Raw genomic sequence first — 20,411 nt, forward strand, 5'->3', positions numbered from 1 at the left:
ACTACCGTGGGAACCGAGCCGTCACTGACGACAGGAATGGGTACTGACATCGTGAGCACCGAAAAGACTGCTGCCGACGCAACCGCATCGAGCACCGTCGTTGCAGGCATCGACCTGGGCGACGAACAGCTCGCCGCAGTAGTGCGTGGTGGACTCTCCGATGTCGAGGAGTTGTTGGTCAGCGAGCTGTCCGACGGAGAAGACTTCCTCACCGAGGCCGCGCTGCATCTCGCGCGAGCTGGTGGAAAGCGCTTCCGTCCGTTGTTCACGATCCTGACCGCGCAACTCGGACCGGTGCCGAACGATCCGTCGATCATCACCGCAGCGACTGTCACCGAACTCGTTCATCTGGCGACGCTCTATCACGACGACGTCATGGACGAGGCGTCCATGCGGCGCGGAGCACCCAGCGCCAACGCCCGCTGGGGAAACAGTGTGGCGATCCTGGCCGGCGACTATCTGTTCGCGCACGCATCACGACTGGTGTCGACGCTCGGACCCGAGGCCGTTCGGATCATCGCCGAAACATTCGCCGAACTGGTCACCGGCCAGATGCGCGAGACGATCGGTGTCAAGAAGGAGCAGGATCCGGTCGAGCACTACCTCAAGGTCGTGTGGGAGAAGACCGGTTCGCTGATCGCTGCTTCGGGACGCTTCGGCGGCACCTTCTCCGGCGCCGACGCAGCTCACATCGAGCGCCTCGAGCGCCTGGGTGACGCCGTCGGCACCGCGTTCCAGATCTCCGACGACATCATCGACATCTCGTCCGTCTCGGCGCAGTCCGGCAAGACTCCGGGCACCGACCTGCGCGAGGGTGTCCACACCCTGCCCGTCCTGTACGCGTTCCGCGAAGAAGGGGCCGACGCAGATCGCCTGCGGGAGCTGCTCGCGGGCCCGGTTACCGAAGATGCCCTGGTAGAAGAAGCTCTCGAACTGCTCGAGCGTTCGCCGGGCATGGTCAAGGCGAAGGCAAAGCTGGGCGAGTATGCCGTCGCGGCGAAAGCTCAGTTGGCTGAGCTCCCGCAGGGACCGGCCAACGAAGCGCTCGTGCGTCTCGTCGATTACACGATCGAACGAGTCGGCTGACACCTCGGCGAATCGGGGCTACCGGGTGGAAACCCCGACAGTCACTGGGTGGGAACCCTGATGACCCTGTCCTTCGTTGACTGAACAGAACCGGTGCATACACCGGGGAGTTCGGGTGAGCCTTCGGCTCCAGCGAGGCAAGAGGTGAGCGGTTTGCACGGCTACGCGAACGGTGCGAAGACATTCGGCTTGTTGGTGGGGATGTCGGCGCTGATCGTCTTCATCGGCTCGCTGTTCAACAGCCCGTTCCTTCTGTGGGGATCCGTTCTGTTTGCCGTCGGCATGAATGCCTACGTGTACTTCAACAGCGACAAGCTGGCGCTTCGATCGATGCGCGCCCAGCCCATCACCGAGGTCGAGGCACCGGCGATCTACCGGATCGTGCGCGAACTCGCCACTACGGCGCACCAACCGATGCCCAGGCTGTACATCAGCCCCACGAACGCCCCGAACGCGTTTGCCACCGGTCGTAGCCCTCGGCATGCCGCGGTATGCGTGACCAGCGGCATCATGCAGATCCTGAACGAACGCGAACTGCGTGCCGTGCTCGGGCACGAACTCTCCCACGTTTACAACCGGGACATTTTGATCTCTTCCGTGGCCGGCGCGATGGCCAGCGTCATCTCTGGCCTGGCCAACTTCGCGATGTACGCGAGCATCTTCGGCGGCCGAGGGAACGGGCAGGGAAGCAATCCGATCGCGCTGCTGCTCGTCTCCCTGCTGGGACCGATCGCAGCAACCGTGGTCAAGCTGGCCGTCTCGCGCTCTCGCGAGTACCAGGCGGATCAATCGGGAGCCGAGCTCACCGGTGACCCGCTGGCGTTGGCGTCGGCGCTGCGCAAGCTCGAGTCGGGCGTGGCAGCCGCGCCGTTGCCGCCTGAGCCCAAGCTCGCGGCGCAGTCACACCTGATGATCGCCAACCCCTTCAGAGCGGGGGACAAGGTGAGCAAGCTGTTCTCGACGCATCCGCCCATGGCGGATCGTATCGAGCGTTTGGAGAAGATGGCGGGGATGTAGGGGCCTTCGGCCCCTGTGAGCCTTTCTGGTCGTCGGAACTACCAAAAAGGCGCACAGGGGCGCAGCCCCTACTACCGGTAGTTCACGAACTGCAGGGCGATCCCGAAGTCCTCACCCTTGAGCAGGGAGATGACGCCCTGGAGGTCGTCGCGCTTCTTGCTGCTCACACGAAGTTCCTCACCCTGGATCTGCGCCTTGACGCCCTTGGGGCCCTCGTCGCGAATCTTCTTGCTGATCTTCTTCGCGTTCTCGCTGCTGATGCCCTGGACCAAGGTTCCGGACAGCTTGTAGATCTTTCCGGACTGCGCCGGCTCGCCGGCATCGAATGCCTTCAGCGAGATGTCACGACGGATCAACTTCTCCTTGAACACGTCGAGGGCGGCCAGCAGTCGCTCCTCGGTGTCGGCGTTCAACGTGATCGTCTCTTCACCAGACCACTCGATCGACGCTCCCGTGTTTCGGAAGTCGAAACGCGTGGTCAACTCCTTGGCAGCCTGATGCAGGGCGTTGTCCACCTCTTGACGGTCAACCTTGCTCACCACGTCGAAGGACGAATCAGCCACTTCACACTCCCGCTTTCCGGTAGTTCACGAACATCGAGTTCCGCCCACCTTCCATACCGGTGGACACCTCGACGTTATCGGGTCGGCACCGCCCGTTACCACCCGGTTTGCAAAATGGGGGTGTGTTCGTTGTATTCTTCTCACCGCACCGAGGAAGCCGTTTTCGGCCGCCGCACGTCGCGATATACTTGCGAATGCGCCGGATCGAAGCCTGGTGCAAGCACGGCAGATTGCCCGAGCGGCCAATGGGAGCGGACTGTAAATCCGTCGGCTTATGCCTACGTAGGTTCGAATCCTACATCTGCCACACCAAGTCAGCCCCGATTCTCTTCGCGAGAGTCGGGGCTGACTTTTTTTGTGCGTGTACCGAGGTCGAGCGCGCGTTGGCGACGCAGGCGCCGGCTTCGGCTCAGGGGTGTCGGAGGCTCAGGGGCCTCGGGATGGGCCCCGGGGGATGGTTTCAGGGGGAGTGCGGGGTCAAGTTGGTTCCCGCAAAGCCCTCGCCAGCGGCCTCGATCGGTGCAACAATGGGCTCCGGCACCATTTTTGCCCCGATGACCAGCGGATTTGGTGCTGGCGCTCGTTCGTGTGTAATCTTTCGGAGGCTTCAAGAGAGCGGCAACGCGCTCCTGAGCCACGCCCCCTTAGCTCAGTCGGTAGAGCGTTTCCATGGTAAGGAAAAGGTCAACGGTTCGATTCCGTTAGGGGGCTCGCTGGATTGTGGTGCCGTGCTTTCCGCGCGACACTCGACACCGAGGCGGTGTAGCTCAGTTGGTAGAGCAAACGACTCATAATCGTTGCGTCGCCGGTTCAAGTCCGGTCACCGCTACACAATATGCATGATCCACCCTGATTGCTCGTAATCAGATACACCCGAAAGAAGGCATCCCGTGGCCTCCTCGACCGACGTTCGGCCCAAGATCACCTTGGCCTGCGAGGTATGCAAGCACCGCAACTACATCACCAAGAAGAATCGGCGCAACGACCCCGATCGCCTGGAGCTCAAGAAGTTCTGCCCCAACTGCGGAACCCACCAGTCGCATCGCGAGTCGAAGTAGTAAGTCCTTAACAGGACGACGATTTTCGCGGAAGACCCTCTCTGGGCCTGCGTCTTCGGGTCCTAGCTAGAAGAGAGTCTCACCGCGTGACAGATTTGCAAGAGAACCAGGCAGCGGCCGAGGTCCCTACGGACCCGGCCGCTCATGCCGTCCAGATGGTCGGTCACCACTATCGTGTCGAAGACTTCTACGAGGTCGGACGCGAGAAGGTGCGCGAGTTCGCTCGCGCCGTCCAGGACGCCCATCCCGCGCACTACGACGAGTCGGCAGCCAAGGGCCTCGGATACGACGGCCTGATCGCTCCCATCACGTTCGTCGCCATCGTGGGTGCCATTGCTCAGCGACGTCTGTTCGAAGAGATCGTCACAGGCTACGACTTGAGTCAGATTCTTCAGACCGATCAGCGCTTGGTGCTGCACAAGCCCATGCAGGTCGGTGACCGACTCTTCTGCGACGTCTTCCTGGATTCGTTCAGGCAGGCCGCAGGTAGCGACATCATCGTGACCAAGAACATCATCACCGATCAGCACGACGAAGCCGTCGTCACCACGTGGACGACGCTTGTTGCTCGAACGGGTGGGGAAGTGGACGAGAACATCGCCCACGCAGTCAAGGACGTGATGATGCATGTCGCTTCGTAAATTTTCCGACGTGAGTGTCGGCGAACTTCTCCCCGAGAAGTCCGTCACCCTGACGCGTGGAAACCTCGCCAACTACGCGGGTGTTTCGGGAGATCCCAATCCGATTCACTTCAGTGACGAGGTCGCACGACTTGCCGGCTTGCCGGACGTCGTCGCGCACGGCATGCTCTCCATGGGCATCGGTGCCGGCTACGTCACCGAATGGCTGGGAGATCCGGGCGCAGTGACCGAGTACAACGTACGGTTCACGAGCCCGGTGATCGTGGCAGCCGACAAGGCTGCCGAGATCGAGTTCACCGCCAAGGTGAAGTCGATCGACGAAGAAAGCAAGACCGCAGTACTGGCAATTGTGGCCAAGTCCGAAGGTAAGAAGATCTTCGGTCGTGCCACTGCCACGGTCCGTCTAGCCTGATCGCAGGGCGGATTGTGTTTGTTCCGGGGCTTTGAAGTACACTGAGATTTCTGGGATTCCTCAGCGCTGCGCGCTGCCCTGAATGTTGCAAGACATTCACCTCGGGTAGCGCGTATGTTGTGTGATCGCAGAACGGTTGATTCAGGCAGGGTCTACCTGTCGAGGTCAACCAAAGGGGCGTAGCTCAACTGGCAGAGCAGCGGTCTCCAAAACCGCAGGTTGCAGGTTCAAGTCCTGTCGCCCCTGCCCCCGGATGCCAGCGACTGAGAGGAACGACGTGAGCGAGGAGCGCGCCAAGCGCGACGCCGACACTTCGGATGCGGAGACTTCACCGTCTACCGATTCGACCGGTGTCGACGACACTGCAGCTGACGCGACTACGCGTTCCGATCTTTCGTTGGACAAGGACGGTGCCGAAAAGGCTCCCTCCGCATCCAGTGGGGTTTCCAACAAGCCGACCGGCAAGCGCGCTGCACGCGGCGCCTCGGTCAGCGCGTCCACCGTGAAGACTCCGGCCCGGACGGCATCCCGGACATCTTCGGCCAAGCCGACTGCAACGAACCCCGGCAAGAAGCCCAAGGCGAAGAAGGACAACATCTTCAAGCGCCTGCGCAAATTCTTCCGCGAAGTCATCGCAGAACTCCGTAAGGTCATCTGGCCGAACCGCAAGCAGATGATCACCTACACCAGCGTCGTGCTGACGTTCGTGGTCTTCATGGTCGCTTTCATCAGCGGCGTCGATATCGCTGTGATCAAGGGTGTCACCTGGCTGTTCGGCTGATCGCCGTAGCAGTCGGGCGTCTTTGCCTGCGAGCGCGACAAGACCCGACCCGGGTCCGAGTAACGAGAGGAAGCGAGTGCCCCAGTGAGCACCCCCGAGAACGACACGAATGAGGCTTTGGCCGAAGAGCGTGTTTCTGCCGAGGCGGCAGCCGAAGTAGACGTCGTGGTTGCCGAAGGCACCGATGCAGACGTTGCCGAAGGCACTGATGCAGACGCTGCAGCGACCGAGGACGTCATCTCCGACGATGCCGAGAACTCCGACGAGGCCGCTCCCGCCGCCGAGCTCGAGGTCGAGGATCCCGTTGCCGAACTCAAGGCTGCGCTGCGCCGCGCCCCGGGTGACTGGTACGTCATCCACTCGTACGCCGGTTACGAGAACAAGGTCAAGACCAACCTCGAGACTCGCGTTCAGAACCTCGATGTCGGCGACTACATCTTCCAGGTGGAAGTTCCCACCGAAGAGGTCACCGAGATCAAGAACGGCCAGCGCAAGCAGGTCAACCGCAAGGTTCTGCCCGGATACATCCTCGTTCGCATGGAGCTCAACGACGAGTCGTGGGGCGCCGTGCGCAACACGCCTGGTGTCACCGGTTTTGTCGGTGCCACGTCGCGTCCCTCGCCGCTGACCCTCAACGAGGTCGTCAAGTTCCTGCTCCCGCAGCAGGAGCAGAAGAAGCAGCAGGCTGCAGCGGCCGCCGTCGCAGCAGGCGAGGCACCGTCCGAGTCCTTCGGCAAGCCCCTCATCGAGGTCGACTTCGAGGTCGGCGAGTCGGTCACCGTCATGGACGGCCCGTTCGCAACCCTTCCGGCCAGCATCAGCGAGGTCAACGGCGAGCAGCAGAAGCTCAAGGTTCTCGTGTCGATCTTCGGTCGTGAAACCCCGGTTGAGCTCAACTTCAACCAGGTCGCGAAGATCTGACCACCCCAAAACTTGCAATTTGTTCGACGCAAGACACACACCCAAGCTAGAAACTAGGAACTAGAGATGCCCCCAAAGAAGAAGAAGCTCGCCGGGCTCATCAAGCTGCAGATCCAGGCAGGTCAGGCTAACCCTGCACCTCCCGTGGGTCCCGCGCTCGGTCAGCACGGCGTGAACATCATGGAGTTCTGCAAGGCCTACAACGCGGCGACTGAGTCCCAGCGCGGCAACGTTGTGCCGGTCGAGATCTCGGTCTACGAAGACCGGACCTTCGATTTCAAGCTGAAGACCCCTCCCGCCGCCAAGCTGCTCCTCAAGGCAGCCGGCGTCGCCAAGGGCTCCGGCGAACCGCACAAGACCAAGGTTGCCTCGGTGACCATGGATCAGGTGCGCGAAATCGCGAAGACCAAGGCTGAAGACCTCAATGCCAATGACATCGAGCAGGCCGCGAAGATCATCGCCGGCACCGCTCGTTCCATGGGCATCACGGTCCAGGGCTGATAGTCGCTCCACAGCATTACGTGGGAGGGCCGGCCAGGCCCCGACCACAACTGAACCATTCACCACTGCACAGGTAATTCGCTGCAGTGACAAGTAAGGACAGAACAAATGGCAAAGCGCAGCAAGGCGTACCTCGCCGCCGCTGAGAAGATCGACGCAGACAAGCTCTACAGCCCGCTTCAGGCTGCAAAGCTCGCCAAGGAGACGTCGTCCACCAAGATGGATGCAACCGTTGAGGTTGCAGTTCGTCTGGGCGTCGACCCCCGTAAGGCTGACCAGATGGTCCGCGGAACGGTCAACCTGCCCCACGGCACCGGTAAGACCGCTCGCGTCATCGTGTTCGCTGTTGGCGAGAAGGCAGCAGAAGCCGAGGCTGCAGGCGCTGACGTAGTCGGTGCAGAAGACCTGATCGAGCGCATCCAGGGTGGATGGGTCGATTTCGACGCCGCAATCGCGACTCCTGATCAGATGGCCAAGGTCGGCCGCATCGCCCGTGTCCTCGGACCGCGTGGCCTGATGCCGAACCCGAAGACGGGCACCGTTACGGCGGATGTCACCAAGGCTGTCAACGACATCAAGGGCGGAAAGATCAACTTCCGCGTCGACAAGCAGGCCAACCTGCACTTCGTCATCGGCAAGGCATCGTTCGACGATGAGAAGCTGGTGGAGAACTACGGCGCAGCCCTGGACGAGATCCTGCGTGCGAAGCCCTCGTCGGCCAAGGGTCGCTACGTGAAGAAGATCACGGTCTCGACCACCACCGGTCCGGGCATCCCGGTGGATCCGAACCGTACTCGCAACCTCCTCGAGGATGCTGCAGACGCGTAAGCAGTCCGCATACGAACAAGAAGGCCGGCAGGGATCACTCCCTGCCGGCCTTCTTGCCGTTTCGGGAGAGTGTGATCCCTGCCGGTGGTATCGGTCCATCGGTGGTATCGGTCCAACGGTGGTATCGATCTAACGGTGGCATCATCGGGGTATGCACGAAGCGTTCCAGTTCCTCGGAAACTTTTGGTGGCTGATCTTCGTTTTCGGCGGCACCATCGGTGGGGCGCTGAAAGGTGTCGCGGTTGCCAACGAAAGGCGGATCGAGCGCCGGCAAGAGCGCTTCCGGCTCAAGCAGCAGACCAAGGTCGCCATCGCGCAAGCCAACGCACAACATCACGCCGACGAAAACACAGCGCCGAGAGCTGGCCAAGGCAATCGAGCAGCACGATGCGGTCGACGCCCGATGGTTCTCGTACGAACTCGATCCGGTCACACTGCTCGACACCCCGATCATGACGGACATGCGCGAGCCTTTGACCGCCGATTTTCATCGAGCCAAATATCGTGCCGATCTGCTTCGCCCAGGCAATCCGGAGACGATGATCGGCAATCAGCAGGCACAAACCGAGTACCGCGAGGCGGTGCACGCTTACTCGATCGCCTTCGAAATCGCGGAAGCTGAGGCGAAGCGCCGCCGACGGAGCGGATTCACCCTCGACGAACAAGAACGCCTGGTAAGGGCGCAACGTCTGCTGCGACTGGCCATGGACGAGGGCGCGACGCCACAGGAACGTCAGAGTGCGTACCGGAAGGCCCACAAGGAACTCGATGGACTGCTGGTGTTGCCGGACCGAGCTCGGGCAGCAGTCGAACACAAGATCGCCAGGGCTATCGGTGCTTGAAGGAATCGGGTGCGTGACGAACCCGATTTGGTTGTGCAGCGAGCAGTCAGGTAGTCTTCGACGCGGAGTTCAGTGCTGGATATGAACTTCACCCCAAAATCATGTTCTACCCAAGACCGTTGGTGATTGCACTCAGTGATGGGTGTGGTTGAAAGTCCGGGAGTGCCCGGCGGCCCACGTAGGTGAACGAGGTAGGGGGATAGCTTGATGTAGTGGTTCTACAGTTTGCCTGGTTATGCACTGCCTCGCTTTGCATCGTTACGCTGATTCGTAAGCCTCTTCTTCATGTTTCCTCTGTACGCCCCGTGCGCTTGCGCCGGGGCGTTTTGCATGTCGCGGACTGTGTCTTCTCGGGTTCACCCCGATGAGGTGCAGCGGTTCCTGAGTGGGACAACGACTGTCACGAGAGGAGGCGAAGTATGGCAAAGCCTGAGAAGGTTTCCGCAGTTGCGGAAATCACCGAGCAGTTCAAGGGTTCGACCGCCGCTGTGGTCACGGAATACCGTGGCCTTTCGGTTGGCAACATCACGACACTGCGACGCGCTCTCGGAGAAGGTGCCACCTACTCCGTCGCCAAGAACACCCTGGTCAAGCGTGCCGCCGCAGAGGCTGGCATCGAGGGCCTTGATGACCTGTTCGTTGGTCCGACCGCCATTGCATTCATCAAGGGCGAACCGGTCGACGCTGCGAAGGCTCTGAAGAACTTCGCTAAGGACAACAAGGCGCTCATCATCAAGGGCGGCTACATGGACGGCGCTGCGCTGTCCGTGGAAGAGGTCAACAAGATCGCGGATCTCGAATCCCGCGAAATCCTGTTGGCAAAGCTTGCCGGCGCGATGAAGGGCAACTTGGCAAAGGCCGCAGGCCTGTTCAATGCTCCCGCTTCGCAGATGGCCCGTCTGGCCGCTGCCCTGCAGGAGAAGAAGGCTGCAGAAGGCGGAGCCGCAGAGGCCCCCGCAGAGGCTGCCACCGAGGCTCCGGCCGAGGCCGAAGCCGAAAGCTGATCCGCACCCGCGCATCACTGCTATAACCCCGCCCGGTCGCGGATCAGCGACATGGGACTTACAGGAAGGACCGCCACAATGGCGAAGCTCAGCACCGAAGAGTTGTTGGACCAGTTCAAGGAGCTCACCCTCCTCGAGCTCTCGGAGTTCGTTAAGGCATTCGAGGAGACCTTCGAGGTCACCGCTGCTGCTCCCGTCGCCGTCGCCGCTGCAGGCGCACCGGCTGCCGGCGCAGAAGCTGCTGAAGAGCAGGACGAGTTCGACGTCGTCCTCGAGTCGGCTGGCGACAAGAAGATCCAGGTCATCAAGGTCGTCCGTGAGGTCGTTTCCGGCCTCGGCCTGAAGGAAGCCAAGGATCTCGTCGAGAGCGCTCCGAAGGCCATCCTCGAGAAGGTTGCCAAGGACGCCGCAGAGGCTGCCAAGGAAAAGCTCGAAGCTGCCGGCGCAAAGATCGTCATCAAGTAAGACGGTTTTCCCGCTGCTCTTCGCGAGTAGTAACGAAGAGGGCCACTCCCCACGGGGAGTGGCCCTCTTTTTTTGAACTTTTTTCGCGGGTGATATGCCGGAATTCATGCAGGTGGGAGGGGTGTCCGAACTAGGCTGTGATCTGAATTATGCTTCTTCCCTACTCGTTAGTAGTATTCGCAGTCACGGGTACCACTCCCATGCGATAGAGTGACCCAACCCACACGGGTGCATGCATGCAACGGACGTCGCGGAGGTAATGGTGGGAGTCGAGGTAGCGGTACAAGGACTGACAAAGTCTTTCGGGTCGCAGAGGATTTGGCAGGACGTGTCGTTGACACTTCCCGCGGGTGAGGTCAGCGCACTGCTCGGGCCTTCGGGTACCGGTAAGTCGGTGTTCCTGAAGTCCCTGATCGGACTGCTCCGCCCTGAACAAGGCTCCATCGTCATCGACGGCACGGACATCCTGCAGTGCTCCTCCAAGGAGCTCTACGAGATCCGCAAACTGTTCGGCGTTCTCTTCCAGGACGGCGCACTGTTCGGCTCGATGAACTTGTACGACAACATCGCCTTCCCGCTTCGTGAGCACACCAAGAAGTCGGAATCCGATATCCGCAAGATCGTGATGGAGAAGTTGGACCTCACGGGTCTGGTCGGCGCCGAGGACAAGCTTCCCGGTGAGATCTCCGGCGGTATGCGCAAGCGTGCCGGTCTGGCGCGTGCACTCGTTCTCGATCCCGAGATCATCCTCGTCGACGAGCCCGACTCCGGTCTGGATCCGGTGCGTACGACGTACATCAGCCAAACGCTGATCGACATCAATGCCCAGTCGGACGCGACGATTCTGATCGTCTCGCACAACATCAACCTCGCACGCACGGTGCCGGACAACATCGGCATGCTCTTCCGTCGTCAGTTGGTGATGTTCGGTCCTCGTGAGGTGCTGCTCACCTCGGACGAGCCCGTCGTCAAGCAGTTCCTCAACGGAACGATGATCGGTCCGATCGGTATGTCGGAGGAGAAGGACGAGGCTCAGATGGCGCACGAGCAGGCGCTCGTCGACGCCGGTCACCACGCCGGTGGTGTCGACGACGTCGAGGGCATCGTGCCGCAGATGAAGGCCACCCCCGGAAACCCGGAGCGTCAGGCTGTTCGTCGTCGCCAGGAGCGCGTCCGCCAGATCATGCACACCCTCCCAGCTAACGCTCAGGCGGCAATTCAGGACAGCCTTGACGAGGTTGACGGAACTGGGCAGTACGCTCCCCAGTACGCCGACGCGAGCGGCTATCAGGGGGAGTGGAACGACAACTCGCAAGACACGCAGGTCATTCCTGCATACGAGGGCGATCCCTACGGAAACACGACACACGGGCAAGGGTAGGCATATCGGATGGGGGTTACCCGCAACTCGGTTCTGAGTCCGGTCAACGGAGCATTAACTCAGGCCGGAAACATCGTCGAACTGTTTGTCGACGTCGTCAGGAATACGTTCCGGCGTCCATTTCAGTTCCGTGAGTTCATCGAGCAGGCCTGGTTCATCGCCAGCGTGACAATTTTGCCGACGGCATTGGTAGCCATTCCTTTCGGCGCCGTCGTCTCACTGCAGACCGGTTCGCTGATCAAGCAGTTGGGCGCAGAATCGTTCACCGGCGCTGCCAGCGTCCTGGCGGTGATCCAGCAGGGTAGCCCTCTGGTGACAGCATTGTTGGTCGCCGGTGCGGCCGGATCGGCCGTGACGGCCGACCTCGGTTCTCGAACCATTCGCGAAGAGATCGACGCGATGGAAGTCCTCGGAATCAATCCGATTCAGCGCCTGGTGGTTCCGCGTGTACTCGCGATGGTGCTGATCGCTGTTCTGCTCAACGGACTGGTGTCCGTCGTCGGTATCGCGGGTGGTTACTTCTTCAACGTGATCCTGCAGGGCGGTAACCCCGGCGCCTACATCTCGTCGTTCTCAGCTTTTGCGCAGCTACCGGACATTTGGAGCGGTGAGATCAAAGCCGCGGTGTTCGGTGTCATCGCTGGTGTGATCTCCGCGTACAAGGGACTCCACCCGTCCGGTGGCCCGAAGGGCGTCGGTGAGGCGGTGAACCAGGCCGTCGTCATCACGTTCCTGCTGTTGTTCTTCGCCAATCTGATTCTGACGATGGTGTACCTCCAGATCGTGCCGGCGAAGGGATCTTGACCTAAATGACCATCGCACGAGGCCGCGGCGATCAGTTCCTGCTGAAGAGTCGCAAAGTAGCCAGAATTCCAGTGAACGCGTTGGACCGCGCGGGCGAGCAGATGTCGTTCTACGCGCGCGCCATCGCGTGGACCCCGCGCACCCTGCATCGGTATCGGAAGGAGACGCTTCGACTACTCGCCGAAGTGACCTTCGGTAGCGGTGCGCTCGCAGTGATCGGCGGAACCATCGGCGTCATCGCGATGATGTCCGGATTCACCGGTGTCGTCGTCGGCCTCCAGGGCTTCGCCGCTCTGGAGCAGTTGGGTAGCTCGGTCCTGACCGGCTTCCTCTCCGCATACGTCAACACCCGTGAGATCGCTCCGATCGTTGCGGCTCTTGCGCTCTCGGCCACGGTTGGTTGTGGCTTCACCGCCCAACTCGGTGCCATGCGTATCTCCGAAGAGATCGACGCGCTCGAGGTCATGGCAGTTCCGTCGGTGCCGTTCCTGGTCACGACGCGCATGATCGCCGGCTTCGTCGCCGTCATCCCGCTGTACATCGTGGGTCTGCTTGCGGCGTACCTCGCCTCGAGAGTGATCAGCACGGTCTTCAACGGGCAGTCGACGGGTTCCTACGACCACTACTTCAACCTGTTCCTGCCACCGCAGGACGTGCTGTATTCGTTTGCGAAAGTCCTGGTATTCGCCTTCGTGCTGATCCTGATCCACTGCTACTACGGGTTCCATGCCTCAGGTGGTCCCGCAGGTGTCGGCGTGGCCGTCGGCCGCGCTGTTCGCGCCGCAATCGTGACGATCGCCGTTCTCGACTTCTTCCTCAGCCTCGCAATCTGGGGCACCACGACGACAGTGAGGGTGGCCGGATGATCGAGGCTCCGTCAGTCCTGCGCCGCCGTGTGCTCGGACTCGTGTTCTTCGTGGTGTTGGCATTGTTCCTGGCCTTCACCATCGGAACCTTCAACAAGACGTTCAAGGACGTCGTGAAGATCGACCTCGTGACCGACACAGTCGGAAATGCGTTGCCACCCAACGCGGACGTCAAGGTCCGTGGGCTGCTGGTCGGCGAGGTGCGATCCGCGTCGACGAAAGACGGCCAGGTCACCTCGGTCCTCGCGATCGAGCCGGACAAGGCTGATCTCATTCCGTCCAACGTCACGGCGCGTCTGCTCCCGAAGACGCTTTTCGGTGAGCGCTACGTCTCCCTGATCATTCCGGAGGGAACCACCGCGACCCCGATTTCCGCGGGAACGGTGATCCACCAGGACAAGAGCGGCAATGCTGTCGAGGTCGGCGACGTTCTGGACGGACTGCTCCCACTTCTGCAGGCGATTCCGCCGCAGGATCTGGCGAACACTCTCGGTTCTCTCGCGCAGGGTCTGACGGGACGCGGCGCCGAGCTCGGTCTGACGGTCGATCGTCTCGAGGAGATCTTCCGCGGCGTCAATACCGAACTGCCCGCGGTGCAAGAGGATCTGCGCAAGTTCGCGGACTTCTCCCAGACGTACTCGGACGCTGCGCCCGATCTGATCAACGCTCTCGACAATCTGCGGACCACGGGTAACACGGTGGTGCAGAAGCAGGACCAGTTGCGGACACTGCTGGCGTCGCTCACCGTGACATCGTCGGACACCGCAGCCTTCCTCGAAGCGAACTCGTCCTCGATCATCACGCTCGCTGCGGATTCGAAGGAAGCTCTCCAGCTTCTGGCCCAGTACTCTCCGACCTTCGGGTGCACGTTCAAGGGCTTCTCGGACACCGCTCCGGAAGCTGCCAAGATCCTGTCCACCGACGCGCCCAATCCTGGTGTGCGTGCGAGTATTCAGATCGTGAACCCCAAGGGTCGCTACCTGCCCAACCAAGACGAGCCACGGCTCGTCGACAACCGCGGCCCGGTTTGCTACGACAACGTCACCGAGCCCGGCCGTCCGTTCCCGCAGTACCCCGGCGGTTCGTACGGTGACGGTTCCTACCAGGTTCCTTCCCGCAATCCAGGTCCCGCCACCATGGAATTCCTGCCTGCACCCGAGGGCTCCGGACCTCAGTTGTTCTCGACCAACAACAGCGGTCCGGCTCAGCAGGCCGGCTACGCGGGCTCGAAACTCGAAGAGGATACGTTGAAGGTGATCTACGGACAGGCCAACGGTGTTGCGCCGGACGATGTTCCGGCGTGGACCACGATGGTCAGCGCTCCGGCATTCGCAGGTGCGGAGGTGAGCGTCCAATGAGAGGACTCGCAGCTCCGCTGACAAAGCTCATCATCTTCGTTGTGGTGACGGTCCTGGCGACAGGACTGCTGGCAGCCAGTATCGCCAACCTCGGCGGCGGTGGCGGCACCAAGTTCAACGCAGTCTTCTCCGACGTCACTTCGTTGAACGAGGGCGACGAGGTTCGCATTGCCGGTGTTCGTGTCGGCCAGGTCGAGAAGATTGCCATCGTCAACGACAACCAGGCCGAGGTCCAGTTCTCGGTATCCGACCGTGATTGGTTGCCGGCCAGTTCCATCGCCACCATCCGGTTCCGCAACCTGGTGGGGCAGCGGTACATCTCGCTCTCGCAAGGTGAAGGCAGCCAAGGCAAGAAGATCACCGGCGGCGATACCCTGCCGCTGTCTCAGACGCGCCCGGCAGTCAACCTCACGACACTCTTCAACGGCTTCAAGCCGCTGTTCACCACCCTGAGCGCGGACGACGTCAACAAGCTGTCGTACCAGATCATCCAGGTCTTCCAAGGCGAATCGGGCACCATCAGTGAGCTCGTGCGCAACACCGCGAGCCTGACCAACACCGTCGCGGACAAGGACGCGGTCATCGGCGCGGTGATCAAGAACCTCAACGACGTTCTCGACACCGTCAACGCGAACGACAAGAACCTCGATTCACTGATCGTCAACACCCAGCAACTCGTCACCGGGTTGGCCAACGAGCGTGGGGTGGTCGGTTCGGCCGTCACCTCACTCGCAGGCCTGACCGACGCGACGGCAGACTTGCTCGAGCCGACGCGGCCGTCGATTCAGGGCTCGATCACGGCACTCAACACGCTGGCGACCACACTCAATCGTCGGAGTGACGACGTCAACGCGGTGCTCGAGACCTTGCCGGTCAAGCTCGAGAAGCTCGCACGCGTAGCGAGCTACGGTTCCTGGTTCCAGTTCTATCTGTGCGGAATCGACATCGTTGCCGGTCCAGGACAGTCTGCGTCGCTGAATCTGCCCACCGGCCTGCCGACGGTCAATCAGCCGATTTACACCAACGCGGCCACGCGATGCACTCAAGACGGTATGAGGGAGTTGCAAGGTCGATGAGTAAACGTCGCAGTCCGGCAATGGCCGGAGCCATCGGTATCTTCGTGGTGCTGCTGGCCACTTTGTCCGCGTTCTTCCTCGATTCGCTTCCGTTCGTGGGAGCAGGCTCGTCCTACTCCGCCGAGTTCTCCGAAGCCGCGGGTCTCAAGCCTGGTAACGAGGTTCGTATCGCCGGCGTGAAGGTCGGCAAGGTCACTTCCGTCGATCTCGACGGTGACCGTGTTCTCGTCGACTTCAAGGTCAGTGACGCGTGGGTGGGAGATCAAACCTCTGCGTCCATTCAGATCAAGACCATTCTGGGACAGAAGTACCTCGCCCTAGATCCGCGCGGAACCGACAACCTCGATCCCAAGGATCGGATTCCGCTCGAGCGCACCACCTCTCCGTACGACGTCGTTCAGGCCTTCTCGGCCGCGGCAGACACAGTCGGCGACATCGACACCGACCAGTTGGCGAAGAGCATGGAGACGTTGTCCCAGGCATTCTCCGAGACACCTGGCGATGTCCGCGCTTCGCTCGACGGCGTCAGTCGGCTGTCGCAGACGATCGCGAGCCGCGATCAGGACTTGCAGAAGCTCTTCGCCGCCACCGGGAAGACGTCGCAGATTCTTGCTGACCGCAACAAGGAATTCACCCAGCTGATCCGTGACGGCGGACTTTTGGTGCAGGAACTCAACAATCGCCAGCAAGCGATTTCGCAGCTGCTCACCGGAACTCAGCGCGTCTCTCAGCAGCTCACCGGTCTCGTTCGTGACAACGAGGCGGCAATCGGGCCGGCGCTGACGCAGCTCAACGGCGTCATCGACATCTTGAAGGCCAACAACGAGAACTTGGACAAGGCACTGAAGCTCTACGAACCCTTCATTCGCTTGTACGCCAACGTGGTCGGCAACGGCCGTTGGTTCGACCAGGTCGTCGTGAACCTCCTTCCGCCGGGTCTGCCGGACATTCCGGGCTACCGTGACCCCGTTCGTACGTTGGGAGGCAACTGATGGCTGATACTGCCGAAGCCGGAAGCGGCTCCAAGAAGCGCTCGGTCGCGATCATCGCCGCTGTTCTGATCGGGTTACTCGTAATCGGTGGCGCGCTGTGGTGGGTGTTCACTCGCGCCGGTACCACCAAGATCACCGCCTACTTCGACAAGTCGGTGGGTATCTACGACGGTTCCGACGTTCGTGTCCTCGGTGTCAAGGTCGGCACCGTCGAATCCGTCGAACCCCAGGGAGATCAGGTCAAGGTCGAGCTGCGTGTCGATCGTGGGATCGACATTCCCGCGGGTGCCAGTGCCGCTCAGATCACGCCGTCGGTGGTTGCCGACCGCTACATCCAGCTGACACCGGTCTTCACCGGCGGCGACAAGATGGCCAGCGGTGCAGTAATTCCGATCGAGAAGACGGCGACGCCTGTCGAGGTCGACCAGTTGTACTCCAGCATCGACGAACTCGCGTCGGCTCTCGGTCCTGAAGGTGCCAACAAGAACGGAGCACTGTCCGATTTCGTCGAGACAGGTGCGGCCAACCTCGAGGGCAACGGTGAAGCGTTGGGAGACAGCATCACCAACCTCTCGGATGCCGCACGGACGCTCAACGATTCGCGTGACAACATCTCGCTCACCATCAAGAACCTGGATACTTTTGTGGGCGCTCTCGCGGCCAACGATCAGCAGGTGCGCCAGTTCAACACGCAGTTGTCGGACCTGACCGGATTCCTGGCAGGTGAGCGCGACGATCTCGGTGCCGCTCTGAACCAGCTCTCGATTGCGCTCGGCGACGTCGCGAAGTTCGTGGCCGACAACCGCGATCAACTGGTCCAGACAACCGAAGGTCTCGTCGAACCGACACAGACATTGGCGAACAACAAGGAAGCACTGGCCAACACGCTCACCATGCTTCCGCTGGCGATCTCCAACTTGGTCAACTCGTACGACGCCGAATCAGGTGTGCTGGCTTCACGTCTGGCGTTCCCTGATCTTCAGAACCCGGCCGGCGTGCTCTGCAAGTTGATGGACCTCGGCAAGCTGTTGCCCGGTGATCCGCGGTTCGAGGCATTGGGAAGGCAGATGCAACCGGCTATCGACCAGTGCGCAAACGTCGCAGCGATGACCGACGCAGCCAATCAGGCTGCAGGCCTGAACCTTCCCTTCGGCATCCTTGCCGGTTCCGAACGACAGATGCAGGTAGTTCCGGGCACTGTGCCCGGCGTCGTGTCACCGCGACTGACCAGTGGAAACGGGGAGGGCGAGTGAAGCGTTCATTGATAGTCGGCGCCGGATTGTGCGCCGTCCTGATCTCGGCAACCGCCTGCTCGTCCGAGGGGATCTACGCTGTCCCGCTTCCCGGCGGTCCTGATGTGGGTTCCGATCCGATGCACTTGACCATTCAGTTCGACGACGTGCTCGACTTGGTTCCGCAGTCCGCTGTGAAGGTCGACGGCGTTCCCGTCGGTCGCGTCGACGACGTGTCGGTCGGACCGGACGGATGGACCGCGGATGTCGGCATTATCCTCGACTCGTCGGTTGATCTGCCCGCCAACGCAATTGCCGCGGTCGAGCAGACCAACCTGCTCGGCGAGAAGTTCATCCAGCTGTCGGCCCCGCCGTCCGGACCGGACTCTACGAAGCTGGCCGACGGTGATCTCATTCCGCTGGATCGCACTCGCCACGCCACGGAGATCGAGCAGGTTCTCGGCGCATTGTCGCTGCTGCTCAATGGCGGCGGTGTGGGCCAGTTGCAGCCCATCGTCGAAGAACTCGGTGCCGCGTTCGACGGTCGCGAAGGCAAGACGAGAAGTCTTCTGGAGCAGGCGAACACACTCATCGGTGGACTCAACGAGCAGCGTGACGACATCACACGCGCGCTCGACGGCCTGGATGTGCTCTCGACTCGCGTCAACGATCAGAACGAGAAGATCGGGAAGATTCTCGAGGAACTCCCCGTTGCGACACAGGTTCTCAACGAGCAGCGTCCGCAGCTGACGCAGATGCTCGCTCAGGTGGATCGACTCGGAACAGTGGGAACCGACGTCCTCACACAGTCCAAGGACGATCTGATCGCTGATCTTCAGGCTCTGCGTCCGACGCTGCAGGCGCTCGCAGACTCCGGTGACGACTTCGTGGGGGCACTTCCGTTCCTTCCGACGTTCCCGTTCCCGGACGGTGTCGAGAAGATTGCACAGGGTGGTTCCGTCAACCTCTTCCTGAGTGTCGACCTGCAGATCGGCAATACACTCTCGGGTCTCGGTGTCGGGCAGGGAGAACCGGAATACCGCCAGCCCAAGTTCGGCAATCCCAAGCCGGTGGTCGACCCCTCCAACCCGTACTACAACGGCAACGGACCGCGACCGGGCTGGCCGACAGTGTCACTGCTGCCGATCGCTCCGATCCTGCCGCAGGTTCCCGTTGTCGCCGGCCTTCCCGCCACAACAGCGGGTGACCCGGCAACGCCGGCGCCCGCGGCGAACCCACTCAACCCCATCCAGGGAATGCTGGAACAGTTCGGAATCGGCGGTGATGGACAGTGAGATCAGCTCTGGTCAGATGGCAGCTCGTCGGCTTTGTCGTGGTTGCGCTCCTGGGTCTCATCTACGTCGGCGCCAAGTACGTGCGCCTGGACAACCTCATGGGGTTCGGTCAGTACACGGTCAAGACCGAATTGGCCACGTCCGGTGGAATTTTCACCAACGCCGAGGTGACGTATCGCGGCGTGCCGGTCGGGCGAGTGGGCGACATGTCGTTGACCGAGGACGGAATTCAGGTCGACCTGAAGATCGACAACAGTGCTCCGGAGATTCCCGCGTCGGCCCGTGCCGTCGTGGCCAACCGCTCCGCCATCGGTGAGCAGTACGTCGACCTTCAGCCCGATACCGACCAGGGACCGTTTCTCGAGGACGGCTCGGTGATCGCGGTGGGGGACACCACAACTCCGATCCCGATCGAGGATGTGCTGACCAGTGCCAACGGCTTGGTCAAGTCCGTGCCCGTCGACGCGCTCCACACCGTCGCCGTCGAACTCGGTGCAGCGTTCAACGGCAAGGGCGAGGACATTCAGGTCCTGGCCGATTCGCTGTCCGGCCTCTCGCAGTCCGGGCTCGACACTCTGCCTCAGACGCTCGCGCTGATTCGGAACAGTGAGACGGTATTGACGACGCAGTCGGATCAGTCCTCCGCGATCAAGCAGTTCAGTACCGATCTCGATGCTGTCACGGCGCAGTTGCGGACCAGCGATCCGGACATCCGTCGCTTGATCGACAACGGCATCCCGGCCAGCGATCAGATCGGTGCCCTCATCAACGAGGCGGGCCCGAGCCTGACGACTGACCTGACCAATCTTGCCGCGACCACCGAGACGCTTGCGCCGCGAACGATCGCGCTGCAGCCGTTCCTGATCTTCCTTCCCGGCCTGGCCGCTGCCGCACCGACGGTTGCTCCCGGCGACGGAACGGTCCATCAGGGCTTGGTGCTGGAGACCAACAATCCGCTCTCGTGCACGGTGGGTTACGAAGGCACCATGGCGATCCTGGACGAGATGAAGCGTCAGAATCCCAATTTCGACGACACCCAGCAGGACTTCCCGCTCAACACCGCCGCGTCGTGTGAGACGCCGCTGGGCAGCGAGACGGGCGTCCGCAGTGCCAACCGCGTGGTGTACGCCGATCCCGACACGATCCAGCCTTGGGACTTCAAGCCGAAGGTCGATCCGGACAAGTTGAACCTCAACCCGATCGCGACGCAGTTGGCGCCGTTGCTCGGAGTGACACCGAAGTAGACCGATCCGAATGTGGTCGAGTTTGTGCAGTTCAGGCTACTGAG

Annotated in this window: 21 protein-coding genes, 4 tRNA genes and 1 pseudogene; 25 read left to right on the forward strand and 1 reads right to left on the reverse strand. The window is 61.5% G+C overall.

Going from position 1 to position 20,411, the window contains the following annotated elements:
- Nucleotides 1-36 precede the first annotated feature (36 nt).
- Together EHW12_RS08430 and htpX are read left to right on the forward strand one after the other, a co-directional pair.
- Nucleotides 37-1,086, forward strand: a complete 1,050-nt coding sequence (locus EHW12_RS08430; RefSeq protein ID WP_037129929.1) for a polyprenyl synthetase family protein — start codon at nucleotides 37-39, stop codon at nucleotides 1,084-1,086.
- A 153-nt stretch (nucleotides 1,087-1,239) separates the two neighbouring features.
- Complete coding sequence (htpX, locus tag EHW12_RS08435) at nucleotides 1,240-2,103, forward strand: zinc metalloprotease HtpX (RefSeq protein WP_029254860.1); 864 nt, start codon at nucleotides 1,240-1,242, stop codon at nucleotides 2,101-2,103.
- 71 nt (nucleotides 2,104-2,174) lie between these two features.
- On the opposite strand, the gene EHW12_RS08440 is transcribed toward htpX, so the two are convergent.
- Nucleotides 2,175-2,666, reverse strand: coding sequence for a YajQ family cyclic di-GMP-binding protein (locus EHW12_RS08440; protein ID WP_125050491.1), 492 nt, complete (start codon nucleotides 2,664-2,666; stop codon nucleotides 2,175-2,177).
- 224 nt (nucleotides 2,667-2,890) lie between these two features.
- Between EHW12_RS08440 and EHW12_RS08445 the strand changes: the two genes are divergently transcribed.
- From EHW12_RS08445 to EHW12_RS08555, 23 genes and pseudogenes are all read left to right on the forward strand, one after another.
- A tRNA-Tyr gene (locus tag EHW12_RS08445) sits at nucleotides 2,891-2,973 on the forward strand.
- Nucleotides 2,974-3,304: 331 nt separating this feature from the next.
- Nucleotides 3,305-3,377 (forward strand) — tRNA-Thr (locus EHW12_RS08450).
- A gap of 45 nt (nucleotides 3,378-3,422) precedes the next feature.
- A tRNA-Met gene (locus EHW12_RS08455) sits at nucleotides 3,423-3,495 on the forward strand.
- Nucleotides 3,496-3,556: 61 nt separating this feature from the next.
- On the forward strand, nucleotides 3,557-3,724 hold the full coding sequence (gene rpmG / locus EHW12_RS08460) for a 50S ribosomal protein L33 (protein ID WP_003941903.1): 168 nt from the start codon (nucleotides 3,557-3,559) through the stop codon (nucleotides 3,722-3,724).
- 86 nt (nucleotides 3,725-3,810) lie between these two features.
- Entirely contained in the window at nucleotides 3,811-4,365 is a 555-nt protein-coding gene (hadA, locus tag EHW12_RS08465; protein ID WP_125050492.1) for a (3R)-hydroxyacyl-ACP dehydratase subunit HadA, read from the forward strand.
- Nucleotides 4,352-4,777 (forward strand): (3R)-hydroxyacyl-ACP dehydratase subunit HadB, encoded by a 426-nt coding sequence (gene hadB, locus EHW12_RS08470; RefSeq protein ID WP_003941909.1) that lies wholly within the window; start codon nucleotides 4,352-4,354, stop codon nucleotides 4,775-4,777. The genes hadA and hadB overlap by 14 nt, the downstream gene beginning before the upstream one ends.
- A 173-nt stretch (nucleotides 4,778-4,950) precedes the next feature.
- Nucleotides 4,951-5,023, forward strand: a tRNA-Trp gene (locus EHW12_RS08475).
- 31 nt (nucleotides 5,024-5,054) lie between these two features.
- A complete protein-coding gene (secE, locus tag EHW12_RS08480; RefSeq protein WP_164490555.1) occupies nucleotides 5,055-5,558 on the forward strand; it encodes a preprotein translocase subunit SecE in 504 nt (167 codons plus the stop codon).
- Between the two features lie 84 nt (nucleotides 5,559-5,642).
- On the forward strand, nucleotides 5,643-6,479 hold the full coding sequence (nusG, locus tag EHW12_RS08485; RefSeq protein ID WP_003942049.1) for a transcription termination/antitermination protein NusG: 837 nt from the start codon (nucleotides 5,643-5,645) through the stop codon (nucleotides 6,477-6,479).
- A 66-nt stretch (nucleotides 6,480-6,545) separates the two neighbouring features.
- Nucleotides 6,546-6,980 (forward strand): 50S ribosomal protein L11, encoded by a 435-nt coding sequence (gene rplK / locus EHW12_RS08490; RefSeq protein ID WP_003941896.1) that lies wholly within the window; start codon nucleotides 6,546-6,548, stop codon nucleotides 6,978-6,980.
- A 108-nt stretch (nucleotides 6,981-7,088) separates the two neighbouring features.
- Entirely contained in the window at nucleotides 7,089-7,808 is a 720-nt protein-coding gene (gene rplA, locus EHW12_RS08495; RefSeq protein ID WP_003941982.1) for a 50S ribosomal protein L1, read from the forward strand.
- A gap of 151 nt (nucleotides 7,809-7,959) precedes the next feature.
- A pseudogene (locus EHW12_RS08500) lies at nucleotides 7,960-8,650 on the forward strand (hypothetical protein).
- 419 nt (nucleotides 8,651-9,069) lie between these two features.
- Nucleotides 9,070-9,654 (forward strand): 50S ribosomal protein L10, encoded by a 585-nt coding sequence (gene rplJ / locus EHW12_RS08505; RefSeq protein WP_003942074.1) that lies wholly within the window; start codon nucleotides 9,070-9,072, stop codon nucleotides 9,652-9,654.
- A 78-nt stretch (nucleotides 9,655-9,732) separates the two neighbouring features.
- Entirely contained in the window at nucleotides 9,733-10,119 is a 387-nt protein-coding gene (rplL, locus tag EHW12_RS08510) for a 50S ribosomal protein L7/L12 (RefSeq protein ID WP_003941857.1), read from the forward strand.
- Between the two features lie 259 nt (nucleotides 10,120-10,378).
- Complete coding sequence (locus tag EHW12_RS08515; protein ID WP_024487305.1) at nucleotides 10,379-11,500, forward strand: ABC transporter ATP-binding protein; 1,122 nt, start codon at nucleotides 10,379-10,381, stop codon at nucleotides 11,498-11,500.
- Nucleotides 11,501-11,509: 9 nt separating this feature from the next.
- On the forward strand, nucleotides 11,510-12,304 hold the full coding sequence (locus EHW12_RS08520; RefSeq protein WP_003942038.1) for an ABC transporter permease: 795 nt from the start codon (nucleotides 11,510-11,512) through the stop codon (nucleotides 12,302-12,304).
- 5 nt (nucleotides 12,305-12,309) lie between these two features.
- Nucleotides 12,310-13,170 carry an ABC transporter permease gene (locus tag EHW12_RS08525; RefSeq protein ID WP_003941894.1) on the forward strand — a complete coding sequence of 287 codons (861 nt, stop codon included), beginning with the start codon at nucleotides 12,310-12,312 and terminating at the stop codon, nucleotides 13,168-13,170.
- Nucleotides 13,167-14,528: an MCE family protein gene (locus EHW12_RS08530; protein ID WP_003942007.1), complete on the forward strand. Its 1,362-nt coding sequence runs from the start codon at nucleotides 13,167-13,169 to the stop codon at nucleotides 14,526-14,528. Before EHW12_RS08525 ends, EHW12_RS08530 begins: the two co-directional genes overlap by 4 nt.
- On the forward strand, nucleotides 14,525-15,604 hold the full coding sequence (locus EHW12_RS08535) for an MlaD family protein (protein WP_003941932.1): 1,080 nt from the start codon (nucleotides 14,525-14,527) through the stop codon (nucleotides 15,602-15,604). The genes EHW12_RS08530 and EHW12_RS08535 overlap by 4 nt, the downstream gene beginning before the upstream one ends.
- The gene (locus tag EHW12_RS08540) at nucleotides 15,601-16,596 is read left to right on the forward strand and encodes an MCE family protein (protein ID WP_003942053.1); all 996 of its coding nucleotides are present in this window, start codon (nucleotides 15,601-15,603) and stop codon (nucleotides 16,594-16,596) included. Before EHW12_RS08535 ends, EHW12_RS08540 begins: the two co-directional genes overlap by 4 nt.
- Nucleotides 16,596-17,849, forward strand: a complete 1,254-nt coding sequence (locus tag EHW12_RS08545; protein WP_003941941.1) for an MCE family protein — start codon at nucleotides 16,596-16,598, stop codon at nucleotides 17,847-17,849. Before EHW12_RS08540 ends, EHW12_RS08545 begins: the two co-directional genes overlap by 1 nt.
- Nucleotides 17,846-19,123 carry an MCE family protein gene (locus tag EHW12_RS08550; RefSeq protein ID WP_042453094.1) on the forward strand — a complete coding sequence of 426 codons (1,278 nt, stop codon included), beginning with the start codon at nucleotides 17,846-17,848 and terminating at the stop codon, nucleotides 19,121-19,123. Before EHW12_RS08545 ends, EHW12_RS08550 begins: the two co-directional genes overlap by 4 nt.
- Entirely contained in the window at nucleotides 19,120-20,367 is a 1,248-nt protein-coding gene (locus EHW12_RS08555) for an MCE family protein (protein ID WP_007728444.1), read from the forward strand. Before EHW12_RS08550 ends, EHW12_RS08555 begins: the two co-directional genes overlap by 4 nt.
- The last annotated feature ends 44 nt before the right edge of the window (nucleotides 20,368-20,411 follow it).

Origin of the sequence: Rhodococcus sp. NJ-530 (assembly GCF_003860625.1) — a bacterium.
Taxonomy (GTDB): Bacteria; Actinomycetota; Actinomycetes; order Mycobacteriales; family Mycobacteriaceae; genus Rhodococcus_F; species Rhodococcus_F qingshengii.